Source organism: Lysobacter auxotrophicus, from assembly GCF_027924565.1.
Lineage (GTDB): Bacteria > Pseudomonadota > Gammaproteobacteria > Xanthomonadales > Xanthomonadaceae > Lysobacter_J > Lysobacter_J auxotrophicus.
Genome location: NZ_AP027041.1, coordinates 1,557,268 through 1,571,448, shown reverse-complemented (window position 1 = coordinate 1,571,448; position 14,181 = coordinate 1,557,268). Strand labels below are relative to the sequence as shown.

The window sequence follows — 14,181 nt, the reverse complement described above, 5'->3', positions numbered from 1 at the left end:
GTTCTAGCTCTCGTAGTTGGGCGTGACAGCCCCCGGGTGCGCTTCGCTTACCCGGGCTACAACGGCCGACGTCATCAACCCGGCTCGGGCTCGGCGCGGTGCTGGATGACGAGGGACAACGCATCGTCTACATAACCCGCCGTGCGGTCGAAGAGTTCGGACAGCGCGTCCAGCGAGAGGACGACATACTCGGTCGGCTCCCTGTGGGCGTCGGTGAATTGAGCCAGCAGGCGCAGCTGATCGCGCGTTTGGACTAGCGAGTCGTGGGCGGAACGGGGCAGCAGATAGCCGCGAAATGCGGCGGGGATGGAACGCGTGTCCTTGCTCATGCGGGGTCTCCAGCAAACCAGCCGGGCTCGCGCCGGGGATTCGGCGCAAGGGTGTCGGGAGGTTAGAAGCCGCACTAGGACGGTGAGCGTATTCCCTCTTTCGAGGTCTTTTATTAGCCGCCCTCCCGACGCGGAACTGCACGCGTCGGACTTATGCCCGAAGTTCGAGCATAAGAAACCCGCCGATGTTGCTGGCGGGTTTCCGCCTAGTGCGGAGCTTCTACACTCCTTGAGAGCGAGTGTGCTGACGACGGTAACGAAAGAGGTTTTTCTTGATTGCAGCTTGAACCTTCAGGTTGGATAAGCTGCGCAAGAACGGATTTACAACCTTTTCCACGTACTTGCTGACAAGCGCGCTCGTGGCTCCCTTTACAACGCTACCCACGATTAACAACGCAGTTGATTCCGCCATACAACGTCCCTATTAGGTTTGTTCGGTAATTAGCCCGCTCCACGACATTCGTTTCACGAACAGTTCTTCAGCGAGGCATTCGATAGGACTCTTCTCACCTGAGTCCCAACAACACCCCCACCGCCACCGCATTGTTCAAAACATGCAGCGCCACCGCCGGCGCCAGTGAACCGGTGCGCTTCACCAGCCAGCCACCGAACAACCCCATGGCGAAGTAGTAGAGAAAGCGCGGCGGATCATCGTGCATGGCGGCAAAGCCGAGTGCCTGCAACGTGTTGGCCCAGCCGAAGCTGATGTGGCGCGACAGGCCGCCCAGCAGCAGGCCACGGAATACGAGCTCTTCGAACACGGGGCCCACCAGCGCCAGGATCAGCAGTGACAGCATCGGGCCGCCGAGCTGCGCGCCGCCTTCCACCATCGCGGCGACCATACGCGTCTGGTTGGTTTCAAGGTTCACGCCCAACCGCATCTGCACGACGGTCAGCATCCAGCCGATGGCGAGCAGTGCGGCCCACATCAGCAGCACGATCCACCACGTGCGCAGTGCGGTGCGGTCGCCGAGGAACTGGCGCCGCGTCATGCCGACCAGTGGCGGCACGATGAAGACCAGCGCCGTGATTTCGGCGATGAGAAAAGCGCGGAACATCTGCGCCGATGCCGCCGCATTGCCGCTGAACATGTCGGCCATCGCCTCCGGCCGCACCAGCAGCACCACCAGCATCGGGACGATGAGCGCGACGGCTCCGGCGTACCACGCGCGCCACAGGCCGACGGCCGGGAACAACGGTTCGCTGGCCTTGCCCTTGAGGCGCCGCGCCAGCCCGCGGTAGTGCGCGGGTACCAGCACCACGCCGGGCGCCAGCAGCAGGACCAACAGCCACGCGAGGCAGATCGCCACACCCGGCAGCATGCTCGGGCTGACCAGCGTGAGCGGCGCGGCCATCGCCAGCGTGGTGAAGCGCGAGAGGTGGCCGGCGAAGTTCGGGCGATCGGTCAGGTCCACCAGCTTGGCCGCGCCGGCGTAGTCGCGGGCGCCCATGGCGGCCTCGAACTTCAGCGACCGCGTCGCTTCGCACTTGATGCAGACGTCCTTGAGCACACGCTGCGCCGAGGCGAAATCGCCGACGCGCATGTAGGCGCGCGCGGCCGCTTCACGGTCGACGAACTCGATCAGTTTCGGCTGGCGGCGCAGTTGCAGCAGGCCTGCCTTCGGGTCGGGGAATGCGAGGGCGGCCTTGACGCGCGCGGCCACATCCATCGGGTTTTCCGACGGTGCGGCCTTCGCCAACAGCGCGGCCGCCTCGTCCAACTTCTTCTGGCTCGCCAGATACTGCGCCGCGGCGCCGGTCCGGGAGGCATCGCCCAAGCGTACCGCCAACAGGGCCAGCTCGCCAGAACGTTCCGGGTTGCCGCTGAACTCGTGGCCCGTCGACGTCTGGCTCAGCAACTCGCGTCGGGACGACGGCGGCCAGTGGTCGGCGGTCTTCAGGATGGCTTCGCCGCGCTTGGCGGCTTCTTCGCCGTAAAGCGTTTCCATCTCGAACAACGCCACCTGCGGCGCGTTTGGCCAGCGCTCGCGCAGTTCCCGCGTGCAGGACGCACGGGCATCTTCCGCGGCGGGAATCCAACGGCCGCCTTCCGGGTTGCCATAGAACTCAAGGAAGCGGCATCGCGAAACGGCGAGCTCGATGTCGCCGGGCGCCTGCCTGATGGCGGCATCCAACGTGGCGAGCGCGTCGTCGTAGGCGCGCTGGGTGGCCTCCTCGACCTTCCCGATAGCCATTCCCGCTTGCGCACTCGCAAGCTCGTGCCCCGGCTCCGTCGCCTGCGCCTGACCGATGAAAAGTGCAGCAGCCGCACACAGCGCCCGCCATGCCACGCGAGTATCCATACCCCATCCCCCAATATCCCCGCCCCGAGTTTGCGATAGGGCGCGCGGGAAATGAAGGGCCGGTGGAGGGCTTCCCGGGGCGCCGTGGACGGGATGCGTCGACGGTTGGGGCGGCTTCCCTAGCCGTGGCGGACGGGCGGTCCCGGATGCGCTTCGCTTACCCGGGCTGCAAATGCAGGCCTGCGGCGGGTTTGTGTCGTGCGACCTGCGGAAAGTGCTTCGCGTCTCGCAAAAAGCGGTACGAGTGACACGTGGAGTGCCAGCGCCGGTACTGCGACTGGCAACGTCGGCACTTTCAGTGCCCGCGATGGCGCTTCTTTGGTTCGGAAGCAATCAGGAAAGGGGCATGCCTGGCGCTTTTTGCGCCAGCGTCGGCACTTGAAGCGGGGCACGCGGCACTCTGCGTGCCATCGATGACGCTTTCTTCGCCTCGAGGCACTCAGGAAAGCGTCGCGCATGACGCCTGGTTCGTCAGCGTCGGCACTACCGGCCCTTCGCGCGTCGCTTCATTCGTTGCGGACGGCAGTCGAAACGCAGCGCGTGTCGGGAAAGCGCCGTCGATGCCACGTCCTGTACCGACGCTGGCGCGCAAAGTGCCCTGCCCCGGCGTTAACTGCGCGTGCCCGACGCCGCCGGACTTACGTCGGCATGTCCCCGATCCGCAACGACACCGTCACCAGGCTCGGATCTTCCGGATTGGTGACCACCGAGAACCCCAGCGCCCGGCACATCTCGATCATCGTGCGGTTCTCCTGCAGCACCTCGCCCTCGATCGAGCGCAGTCCGAGCCAGCGCGCGTACTCGATCATGATCTGCATCAGCCGCCAGCCCAGGCCGTGGCCCTTGAGGTCGGAGCGCACGAGGATTCCGTACTCGCCCTTGTCGTAGTTCGCATCGGCGAGCAGGCGCACGGCGCCGAGCATTTCGCCGGTCGGCGGATCGATGGCGACCAGCGCGATCGAGCGCGCGTAATCCAGCTGCGTGAGCTGCGCGATGAACTCATGGCTGAAGTGCTTCACCGTCTGGAAGAACCGCATGCGCAGGTCTTCGTCCGATACGCGCGCGAAGAACTCACGGAACATCGCGTCGTCTTCCGGACGCACGGGCCGCACGAACGCCGTCGCGCCATCCGACAGCACCATCGCGCGTTCCCATTCCTTCGGATACGGCCGGATCGCCAGCCGCGGATGCCCCGGCCCCTTGTGCAGCAGGCGCGACGGCGAGACGCCGATGCGCGCATCGACCGCGATCAGGCCGTCCTTGTCGGCCAGCAGCGGGTTGATGTCGACTTCGCGGATCTCCGGAACGTCGACGACGAGCTGCGCCAGCTTCACCAGCACCAGCGCGACGGCGCGCTCGTCCGCGGCGGGCACGTCGCGGTAGGCCTTGAGGATGCGCGACACGCGCGTGCGGCCGATCATTTCGTGCGCCAGGCGCAGGTCCAGCGGCGGCAGCGCCAGCACCTTGTCGTCGATCACTTCCACCGCCGTGCCGCCGCGGCCGAACACAATCGCGGGGCCGAAGGTCTCGTCGTCCGCGACGCCGGCGATCAGCTCGCGCGCCTTCGGTCGCACGATCATCGGGTGCACGGTGACGCCATCGATCCGCGCGTCGGGCCGCAGGCTGCACGCGCGTTGCAGGATCGACTCGACGGCGTCGCGCACCGCCTGCTCGCTGAAGAGGTTCAGCCGCACGCCGTCGACGTCCGACTTGTGCTCGATGTCCGGCGAAAACACCTTCACCGCCACCTGCAGGCCTTCCGCGAACCACGTCGCGGCAGCGCGCGCCGCCTCGTCCGCATCGCGCGCATGCGCCACCGGCGTGATTGGAATGCCATACGCGCCCAGCACGCGCGTGACCTCGATGGGATCGAGCCAGCGGCGTCCCGCGCTGACGGCGCCCTCGACGATGCCACGCGCCGTGTCGGTGTCGACGACGAAATCGTCCGGCAGGCTCGGCGGCGTTTCCATCAGCGTCATCTGCGCTTCGCGATGGCGCACCAGGTACATGAAGCCGCGTACGGCGTCGGCTTCGGTCGGGTAATTGGGAATGCGCGCCGCGTTGAGGCGATCGGCCGCGGCCTCGTCGGCGCCGAGCCACACCGCGAACACCGGCTTTTTGCGCGTGTGCCACGGCAGCGATTCGCGCGCCTGCGCGAGCGCGTCGGCGCGGCTGTGCGCGCCCATCAACGCGGTCGGCGTGTTGAGCACGAGCAGCGCGTCGTTCGCATCGTCCTCAGCCAATGCGCGGAACGCCTGCGCGTAGGACGCATGGTCGACGTCGCCGTAGAAGTCGACCGGGTTCGTGCCCGGCCACGCGGACGAGGCGATCGGCTGGATGCGGGCGCGCGCCTCCTTGGAAATCGCCGCCAGCGTGCCGCCCATGTCGAGCAGGCGATCGGCGGCGAGCGCGCCGGTGCCGCGGCCGTTGGCGAAAATCGCCAGGCGCCGTCCGGGCAAGGTGTCGACGCGGCTGAGCGCTTCGGCCGCGGAGAACAGTTCGTTCAACGCGCGCACGCGCAACATGCCGGCGCGATGGAATGCGGCGGCGTAGACGGCGTCCGGCGCAGCAAGCGCCGCCGCATGCGTGTGCGGCGCGACGGTGCGCGGCGCATGGCGGCCGGATTTCACCACCACCACCGGCTTGAGCCGGGCCGCGGCGCGCGCCGCCGACATGAACTTGCGCGCGTCGCGGATCGATTCGACGTACAGCAGGATTGCGCGCGAGTGGCGGTCGCGCGCGAAGTAGTCGAGCAGGTCGGCGAAGTCGACGTCGAGCGCATCGCCCAGCGCGGCGACCGCGGAAAACCCGATCTCGCGGCTCGCGCCCCATTCGACCAGCGCCGCCGCGATCGCGGCCGATTGCGACACCAGCGCGATGTCGCCCGGCAGCGGCGTGTGCGCGGCGAAACTCGCATTGAGCCGCGCGTGCGGCGCGATCACGCCCAGGCTGTTGGGTCCGGCCAGGCGCATGCCGTGCGTGCGCGCGATGGCCTGCAGTTCGGCAGCAAGCGAACCCTCGCCCTGCCCCAACCCCGTCGTGAGCACGACGGCCGCTGAGGCGCCGTGCTCGGCGGCCGATTTCGCGTATCGGGGCACCATCGCGGCGGGCGTCGCGATCAGCACGAGTTCCGGCACGAACGGGAGATCGGCGACGCGCGCAACGGACGCGACGCCTTCGATCTCGCGATGGCGCGGATTCACCAGCCCGATGCGGCCGGCAAAGCCACCGGCCTGCAGGTTGCGCAGCACGGCGCGGCCAATCGAGCGCTCGCGCGGGCTGCCGCCGATGACGGCGACGGACGCAGGCGAGAACAGCGATGGGAGGGAATAGGTGCTCATCGGGCGCGTGGCCAGTCCGACATCATGCGCCCGAACGATGCACGCGGCCACGTGCAAGTTTCAAGCTGACATCGCATCGGGGACATCCGCAAATGGAGGCGTCACCACCCTAGCGGATTTGCCATGCAACACGACGTCACGATCCGGTTCGAAGGCCTGCCCGTTTCCGATGCGCTGCGCGAGGACATCCTCCGCCACGCGCACAAGCTGTGGCAGATCGCGCCGCAGCTCCAGTCCTGCGACGTGGCCGTGCGCCACGCGGAGCATCGCCACCAGCACGGAAACCGCTACGAGGTGCACGTGCACGCGGTGATGCGCGGGGCCACGTTCGAGGCCGGCCGCACGCCGGCAAAGGACCATTCGCACGAGGACGCCTATGTGGCGGTTCGCGACGCGTTCGACGCGATGCAGCGGCAGGTATCGGAGCACGTTCGCAGCGTGCGCGACGGGGCGAAGCGGGCGGCGGCGGCGAGGACCGAGGATGCGGCCTGATCGTTGAGCACCTGCGAAAGCTTTTGTAGCCCGGGTAAGCGAAGCGCACCCGGGGCCTGTCACGCCCAACCCGGGTGCGCTTCGCTTACCCGGGCTACAAGGGCATGCGGCTTCCGACACGTGACCGCGCCGGCCGTACTTGTTAGCATTTTGACTAACAAACACACCGCACCACGGCCCGTGTCCGCACCGCCCCGCAAGATCCTCCATGTCGACATGGACGCCTTCTACGCGTCCGTCGAACAGCGCGACGACCCGTCCCTGCGCGGCCGGCCGGTGGTCGTCGCCTGGCGCGGGGCGCGCTCGGTGGTGTGCGCGGCGAGCTACGAGGCGCGTACCTTCGGCGTGCGCTCCGCCATGCCCGCCATCCGCGCCGAACGCCTGTGCCCGCAGGCGGTGTTCGTGCCGCCGGATTTCACGCGCTACAAGGCCGTGTCGCGGCAGGTGCGCGAGATCTTCCAGCGGCACACCGACCTCATCGAGCCGCTCTCGCTGGACGAGGCCTACCTCGACGTGAGCGAAACCAAGACCGGCCTGCCGACGGCCACCGCCACGGCGCAGGCGATCCGCGAGGCCATCCGCGAGGAAACGCAGCTCACCGCATCGGCGGGCGTGGCGCCGAACAAGTTCCTGGCGAAGATCGCCTCCGACTGGCGCAAGCCCGACGGCCTGTTCGTGATCCGTCCGCACCAGATCGAGGCCTTCCTCGCGCCGCTGCCGGTCGGACGCCTGCCCGGCGTGGGGAAGGTCATGGAAGCGAAGCTGCAGGAACTGGGCATCGAAACGGTCGCCCACCTGCGCGAGCTCGGCGCCGCCGAACTGGAACTGCGCTTTGGTCGCTGGGGCCGGCGCCTGCATGAACTCTCGCTGGGCATCGATCACAATCCCGTGGAGCCGGAACGTCCGACCTTGCAGATCTCCTCCGAAGACACCTTCGAGCGCGACCTGCTGATGGACGAACTGGAGCCGCACATCCACCGGCTCGCAGAAAAAACCTGGGAAAGCTACGGGCGCGAACTGGAACGCGACCCCGAGCGCGTGGCGCGCACGATCGTGCTGAAGCTGAAGACCGCCGACTTCCGCATCCTCACGCGCAGCCTCACGCCGGCGGAGCGGCCGACGAGTCTGGAACAGCTCACGCGTATCGCCTGCGATCTGCGCGGGCGCGTGCCGTTGTCGTCGGACACGCGTTATCGGCTGGTGGGCGTCGGGCTGTCGGGATTCATCGGCCGCGACGAGGTGCCGGTCGCGCAGAACGATCTGTTCGCGTCCGGCACGGCCTGACTGCGCCAGCTCTTGTAGCCCGGGTAAGCGAAGCGCACCCGGGGAATCTTGCGGCACGCCAGTCCCCAGGTGCGGCTCTCGGCCTAACCCGGGCTGCAAGAGCTACAAGCAACTTCAGCGGCGCTCGTTCAAGCCCGCTTTCCGCAACGCCACGGCCGCTGCGTCCAACGCCGCCGATTGCGCGGCATCAAGACCCGCGCGCCGTGCGAAATCCGCCACATCGGCAAACGCCCCGCGCTCGCGCCGGCTGCGCAACGCGCGTACGGCGATGGCCGCATCGATGCCCGGCAACGTGCGCAACTGCTCGAACTCGGCGGTGTTGAGGTTCACCGCGACACCGTTCGACGCCATGCCCGGCAACGTCACCGGCGTGTGCCCCAGCAGCCAAAGGTCCTGCCCGAGCATCGCGCGCATCCGCTTCGGATCCTGCGCGACCGCCGCCTGCAGCTGTGCCATGCGCGCGAGCCTGCTTCAAGCCCGTCACGAAACACGCCAGCAGCCCGGACCACAGGATGGAGTTCGACATCGCATGCCTCCCGATGCCGGCCCGCGCCGGCTGGAGGCCAAAGGATGCGGCAGGCGTGCACTGCAACACGCCTGCCATCGGGCGGCCCACTGCCGACACTTGCCACGTCGAAGGATCGGGCGTTCGGCGCGGCGGGGCTCTCCCGCCCCCGACGGCGTGCGCGTGCGAGTTACGCCGGCGCGATGCAGCGGTCGAACAGGTCGAGCTTGCGATCGTATTCCGGCGTCTGCACCTGCATCAGGCCGAGCACGGAGTGGAACAGGTTGTCCTGGCTCGCCGGCGCATGGCTCTCGCGCTTCATGCAGTCGATATCGAGGTTGCGGTCGGCCGCGAAACCCGGCGAGAACCACATCACCATCGGCACGCGCGTCTGCGTCTGCGGCGCGATCGCGTACGGCACGCCATGCAGGTACAGGCCGTTCTCGCCGAGCGATTCGCCGTGGTCGGACAGGTAGATCAGCGCGGTTTCGCGCGAGGATTGTTCGGCGAGGAAGCGGATCGTGCGCACAAGGAAATCGTCGGTGCCGAGCACCGAGTTGTCGTACGCGTTGACGATCTGCTCGCGCGTGCAATCGCCGAGATCGGCCGTCTCGCAGGTCGGCGTGAAGCGGCGCAGGCGTGCGGGGTACCGCTTCGCATAGCTCGGGCCATGACTGCCGAGCTGGTGCAGCACGACGACCTCGTCGCCCGGGCGGCGGGCGATCGCGTCGGCGAGGCCGTGCAGCATCACCTCGTCCAGGCAGCCTTCGGCGGTGCAGGCCTGCGGATCGCGCGCGTGTTCGAACGACTCGAACGGCAGGCCCTCGCACACGCCCTTGCACCCGGTCTGGTTGTCGCGCCACAGCACGCCGATGCCGGCGTGGTCGAGCACGTTGAGCAGCGACTGCGTGTGCGCGATGCGGTCCTCGTCGTAATGCGCGCGGCCGAACGGCGAGAACATGCACGGCACCGAGACTTCCGTCGCCGAGCCGCAGGACGTGACGTCGGTGAAGTTGATCGGCCCGATGTCGCGCAGCTGCGGCGTGGTCTGCCGTGCGTAACCGTTCAGGCCCCAGTTCTGCGCGCGGACGGTTTCGCCGACGACGATGACCAGCAGGCGCGGCTTGGCGTTGGGATCGCGGCCGACGACGTGCGCGTTCACGCCGATGGGCGTTTTCGGCCGGTGGCGCGCGCCGTCGTGCTCCGCCACGCGCACGAGCGAGACCAGGTAGTTGCCCGGCGTGATCAGGTGGCGCAGTTCCTTGTGGTTGCGCATCAGCGCCGACAGATCCTGGAACGAGGCCATCATCGCGCCGCCCGCCACCAGCAGCGACAGCACGATGCACCCGAGCCGCACGAGCACCGCGCGCCCGATCGGCCGCGTCTTCACGCGGACGCGCCACACCAGCAGCGTCGGCAGCACGCCGAGCCACAGCAGGCCAGGCAGCATGCCGAGCGACAGCAGCTCACCGGACTCCTTGCCGTCGGTGTGCAGGATGTTGCGCAGCATGTCCGGGTCAAGATAGACCGTGTAGCGGCTCATGAAATGCGCGGCCATCGCGGTGACCGGGATCAGCACCGTCAGCACCGGCCGCACGGTCCAGCGATTGAGCAGCAGGCACAGCAGCAGCATGTTGAGCGCGCCGATCATCAGCACCAGGCTGAGCGCGAGCTTCCAGCCCGACGCGTCGTGCAGCGCGCCCGTCGCGCCGACCGCATGGAAGAACGCGACGTTGCAGAACACGGTGAAGAACACCGCGACGTACAGCGCGAGGCGCTCGACGCTCATCTCCGGACGGATCGCCAGCAGCTGGCGGGAGCGACGCAGCGCCTCGTCGAACGGACGATTGGAAACGACGGAGTTCATGCCTTCGTCTCCCGGGAGTCGATGCCCGCGGCCATCCAGCGCGATCGCACCAGGCTCGGACGGAACAGCTGCCACGTCGCGATCGCGACAGCCCAGCAGATTCCGGCGGAGGCGATGTCATGCGAAGCGAAATGCGCGCCGCGCAACTGCTGCGCGATGCCGAACACGAGTCCCAGAACGATGCCGGCAGCGAGGCCGGCCCAGCGCCAGCGCGGCCGCACGGCGCCGAGGAAGAAATACAGCGACAGCCACGCGTAACCGCCGCCCGCATGCCCCGCGGGGAAGCACGCGCCGCGCTCCAGGCCGACGGGGCGCACGTCCCAGAGGCCGACGAAGGGACGCAGGCCGCCGTAACGGGTGAGGTCCCACGGGCAATCCATGTTCGACCACGACTTCACCCACGCCACGCACAACACCGACAGCGCGACGGCGACGGCCAGATACGTAAGCGGCGCGCGCAGCGGCGCCCAGCGCGCGCGACGTCGCGCGACCAGCCAGGCGACGAGTACGCCGATCCACAGCGCGATGCCCACGTATCGCCCGAAACGATGCACCAGCGTCTGCGTGACGAACGCATCCCGCAACGCCCATTGCCCGCCCTGCATCGCGTACAGGCGATCGGCGAGCCACTGGTCGCCGCTGGACCAGCGCATCGCCAGCAGCAGCACGACGAAGCCCAGCATCGGCGCGAACACGTGCGTGACCGCGAAGCGCAGGCCATCGCGCGGCAAGAGGTCGGTCGAGTGGTTGGGAAGGGTGGGACGTGCGCGCATGGGGGCTACGGACGGCGGTGAAATCGCACTGCGCATGACGGAAGGGATGGCTCGGATGACGGAGAACGCGTGCATGCTCCGGCGCGGGGTGTCGGAATGCGGTCGGATCCGGCGTGCACGGAACATCGCGTTCATCGGGCATTTCGCCGACACGAGAGCGGCGTGGATTCCGACGCCATTCCCATGTCGACGGGTGCACAATGGAGCGCAGGCGCATGCGCGCCGAAAGGAGGCGGAGACCGCGATGCGCGTGCTGGTCGTCGAGGACAATCACAACCTGGTCGCCAACCTGTTCGAGTATTTCGACGCGCGTGGCTTCACGCTCGACGCCGCGCCCGACGGCCCCACCGGCCTGCACCTGGCGATCACCACTGAATTCGACGCGATCGTCCTGGACTGGATGCTGCCGCGCATGGACGGTCGCGAAGTACTGAGCCGCTTGCGCGAAGCCGGTCGCGACACGCCGGTGCTGATGCTCACCGCGCGCGACGAACTGCCCGACAAGATCGCCGGCTTCCGCGCAGGCGCCGACGATTACCTCACCAAGCCCTTCCACCTGCCCGAACTCGAAGTGCGGCTGGAAGCGCTGGTGGCGCGTGCGCGGGGTCGCGGCCGCAGCAAGGTACTGCAGGTGGGCGATCTCAAACTCGACATGAGCACGCTGGAAGCCACGCGCGCCGGCCGGCCGCTTCACCTGTACCCGGCGTGCCGCAAGCTGCTGGAAGTGCTGATGCAGGCCAGTCCCGCCGCCGTCACGCGCGACCGCCTGGAGCACGCGCTGTGGGGCGACGACCCGCCCGACGGCGACATGCTCCGTTCGCACATCTACGAATTGCGCCGCAGCGTGGACGGTCCCTTCGCGATCAAGCTGATCCAGACGCTGCCGCGCGTGGGCTACCGCATCGTTGCCGGCGATGTCGCGCCGATCGTGAGCGAGGCCATCGAGTGAGCACGGCGCGCAGCGGCCTTCGCCGGCGCATCCTGCTCGGACTGCTCGGCTACGTGGTGGTGCTGAGCATCGCGGTGGTCATGCACGGGTTCATCGTCAACGAGAACGCGGAGGACCTCGTCTGGCAGACGCTGCTCAATTCGGAAATGGACCACCTGCTCGAACTCCACGAGCGCGACCCGACCTTTCCGTGGACAAACACCGAAAGCCTCGCCTTCTACGACGGGCACCATCCCGAGGACATGCCGCCGCCGCTGCGTGGCGTCCCGCCGGGCGTGTACGACGAGATCATGATCGACGGCGTCGAGCGCGTCGCGCTCGTGCGCGAAGTGGACGGCCGCCCGCTCGCGCTCGCGCTCGACATCACCGACCTGGAAGAGCGCGAGTTCGACATGGGCCTGACGATGGTCGGCTCGGCCGTGACGCTCGTCGTCGTGCTGTGCCTGGCCATCGCGTGGAGCGTCAACCGCCTGATCAAGCCGTTGCGCGACATGGCGCAGTCCATCGCGAAGTTGCGGCCCGACCAGTCCGGCCAGCGCATCCACACGCCGGACTCGGCGAGTTCGGAACTGGTGGTGATCGCCGACGCGCTCAACGATTACCTGCAGCGCAACGATCGCTTCGTCGAGCGCGAACGCGTGTTCATCGACAGCGCCAGCCACGAGCTGCGCACGCCGGTGGCCATCATCGCCGGCGCGAGCGAGATCGCGCTGCAACAGCCGCAGTTGCCCGAGCCCGCGCGCGGCCAGCTGATGCGCATCCAGCGCACCGCGCGCGAAGTGGAGCAGCTGGTCTCGCTGCTGCTGGTGCTGGCGAAAGACCCCGCGCGGCTGGCGCGTTCCAGCGATCACGTCGCGCTCGACGAGCTGATCCCCGGCATCGTCGAAGACCATCGCCATCTCACCCGCGACAAGGACCTGCGGCTGGACATCGTCGGTCTGCAGCCGTGCGAGATCGTCGCGCCGCTGCCGATCGTGCAGGTCGCCATCGGCAACCTGCTGCGCAACGCGATCGAGCACAGCGATCGTGGGCGCATCACCATCCGGCTGGAATCGCCGGCGACGGTGGTGATCGACGACCCCGGCCACGGCATGACGCCGGAGGAAATCGCGCAGATCTACGCGCGCATCGCCCGCGGTGGCGGCCGCGACGGTGGCGGCATCGGCCTGGACCTGATCTCGCGCCTGTGCGAACACCTCGGCTGGCAGCTCGATTTCGCCTCCGACGAAGGACGCGGGACGACGACGACATTGCGCATGGGGACCTAGGCTTCGCGCCTTGTGCCGGACGGACGCGCTGCGTAGGCTCGGCCTTCGCCATCGAAAAGGGGGCCGCATGCATCCGGGTTGGAAGATCGCGGCACTCGCCGTGCTGGGCATGTTCGCACTGGGATCGCTGGTCGCCGGGGCGCCGTACCTCGAATCGACGCTTCCCGGCGGTTTGCCGTTCGGCAATGCGCTGGCCGCCGTCGGGCTGTGCGCGATCGCCGCGTGCGGCGTGGCGACCGCACGACGCGGCGTGATGCGGCATGTCGCGTTCGTCGCGCTGTTCGCGTCGGCGGCGTGGCTGCCGGTGTCGATCGCACTGGCCGGCAACCTCACGCTGGTATTCTCCGGCGCGCGGGGCGACGCCTGGATCGCATGGAGCGCGGGCGTTGCGGTGCTGTCGATCGGCGCGCTCGCGCTGGCGATGCTCCAGCGGCTGGTGGCATGCGTATGGCCGCGGCACACGGCAACCTCGTCGCGCGGCTGAGGCGTGCAGCCCGGGCGAAACGCGCTCCGGCGCATGTGTCACAACCGGCGCTTGGCGCCCGTCCTCTCTCATGAAGCGGCCATCGTGGCCGCCAACCTGAGAGACGACATGAACGCCGCACACGCTCTGGATTACACCGCCCTCGCCCCCAGCGCCTTCCAGCACCTGCTCAAGCTCAACACCGGCCTGCATCAGGGGCCACTTGGCGCGAAGCTGGTCGAATGGGTGTCGCTGCGGGTGTCGCAGCTCAACGGCTGCGTGTTCTGCCTGGACATGCACTCGACCATGCTGCGCAAGGCCGGCGAAAGCCAGCGCAAGCTCGACACGCTGCCCGCGTGGCGCGAAAGCCCGCTCTTCGACGCACGCGAACGCGCCGCGCTGGCGTGGGCAGAAACCCTCAATGCGCTGGGCACGTCGCCGGTTCCGGACGATGCGCTCGAACACGCACGCGAGCAGTTCAACGAGCAGGAGATGGCGGAGCTGACGTTCGCGGTCGCGGCGATCCGCGCGTGGAACGTGCTTAATGTCGGGCTGCGCAAGCCGTTGCCGGACGCGTGAGGCGACGTCGACGCGCCTCTCCCCGCGT

The 14,181-nt window shown here is 68.2% G+C and carries 12 protein-coding genes; 6 read left to right on the top strand and 6 right to left on the bottom strand.

Features of this window, described 5'->3' with window-relative positions; genetic code table 11:
* Nucleotides 1-74: 74 nt before the first annotated feature.
* The 3 genes from LA521A_RS07065 to LA521A_RS07055 form a co-directional block, all read right to left on the bottom strand.
* On the bottom strand, nt 75-329 hold the full coding sequence (locus tag LA521A_RS07065; RefSeq protein WP_281781597.1) for an XAC0095 family protein: 255 nt from the start codon (nt 327-329) through the stop codon (nt 75-77).
* A gap of 506 nt (nt 330-835) precedes the next feature.
* Nucleotides 836-2,632, bottom strand: coding sequence for a CPBP family glutamic-type intramembrane protease (locus LA521A_RS07060; protein ID WP_281781596.1), 1,797 nt, complete (start codon nt 2,630-2,632; stop codon nt 836-838).
* Between the two features lie 638 nt (nt 2,633-3,270).
* Nucleotides 3,271-5,973: a bifunctional acetate--CoA ligase family protein/GNAT family N-acetyltransferase gene (locus LA521A_RS07055; RefSeq protein WP_281781595.1), complete on the bottom strand. Its 2,703-nt coding sequence runs from the start codon at nt 5,971-5,973 to the stop codon at nt 3,271-3,273.
* 123 nt (nt 5,974-6,096) lie between these two features.
* On the opposite strand from LA521A_RS07055, the gene LA521A_RS07050 reads away from it, so the two are divergent.
* Both LA521A_RS07050 and dinB read left to right on the top strand, forming a co-directional pair.
* Nucleotides 6,097-6,465, top strand: a complete 369-nt coding sequence (locus LA521A_RS07050) for an HPF/RaiA family ribosome-associated protein (protein ID WP_281781594.1) — start codon at nt 6,097-6,099, stop codon at nt 6,463-6,465.
* A 216-nt stretch (nt 6,466-6,681) separates the two neighbouring features.
* Nucleotides 6,682-7,749, top strand: a complete 1,068-nt coding sequence (dinB, locus tag LA521A_RS07045) for a DNA polymerase IV (protein ID WP_281782044.1) — start codon at nt 6,682-6,684, stop codon at nt 7,747-7,749.
* A gap of 114 nt (nt 7,750-7,863) precedes the next feature.
* On the opposite strand, the gene LA521A_RS07040 is transcribed toward dinB, so the two are convergent.
* The 3 genes from LA521A_RS07040 to LA521A_RS07030 all read right to left on the bottom strand — a co-directional run bounded on the left by LA521A_RS07040 (nt 7,864) and on the right by LA521A_RS07030 (nt 10,894).
* On the bottom strand, nt 7,864-8,205 hold the full coding sequence (locus tag LA521A_RS07040) for a ComEA family DNA-binding protein (RefSeq protein ID WP_281781593.1): 342 nt from the start codon (nt 8,203-8,205) through the stop codon (nt 7,864-7,866).
* 239 nt (nt 8,206-8,444) lie between these two features.
* Complete coding sequence (locus LA521A_RS07035; protein ID WP_281781592.1) at nt 8,445-10,121, bottom strand: phosphoethanolamine transferase; 1,677 nt, start codon at nt 10,119-10,121, stop codon at nt 8,445-8,447.
* Entirely contained in the window at nt 10,118-10,894 is a 777-nt protein-coding gene (locus LA521A_RS07030) for a phosphatase PAP2 family protein (RefSeq protein ID WP_281781591.1), read from the bottom strand. Before LA521A_RS07030 ends, LA521A_RS07035 begins: the two co-directional genes overlap by 4 nt.
* Nucleotides 10,895-11,138: 244 nt before the next feature.
* Here LA521A_RS07030 and LA521A_RS07025 point away from each other — a divergent pair, with 244 nt between their 5' ends.
* The 4 genes from LA521A_RS07025 (at nt 11,139) to LA521A_RS07010 (ending at nt 14,153) form a co-directional block, all read left to right on the top strand.
* Complete coding sequence (locus LA521A_RS07025; RefSeq protein WP_281781590.1) at nt 11,139-11,843, top strand: response regulator transcription factor; 705 nt, start codon at nt 11,139-11,141, stop codon at nt 11,841-11,843.
* The gene (locus tag LA521A_RS07020) at nt 11,840-13,111 is read left to right on the top strand and encodes a sensor histidine kinase (RefSeq protein ID WP_281781589.1); all 1,272 of its coding nucleotides are present in this window, start codon (nt 11,840-11,842) and stop codon (nt 13,109-13,111) included. The genes LA521A_RS07025 and LA521A_RS07020 overlap by 4 nt, the downstream gene beginning before the upstream one ends.
* 67 nt (nt 13,112-13,178) lie before the next feature.
* A complete protein-coding gene (locus LA521A_RS07015; protein WP_281781588.1) occupies nt 13,179-13,595 on the top strand; it encodes a hypothetical protein in 417 nt (138 codons plus the stop codon).
* A 108-nt stretch (nt 13,596-13,703) separates the two neighbouring features.
* A complete protein-coding gene (locus tag LA521A_RS07010) occupies nt 13,704-14,153 on the top strand; it encodes a carboxymuconolactone decarboxylase family protein (RefSeq protein ID WP_281781587.1) in 450 nt (149 codons plus the stop codon).
* Nucleotides 14,154-14,181: the final 28 nt, after the last annotated feature.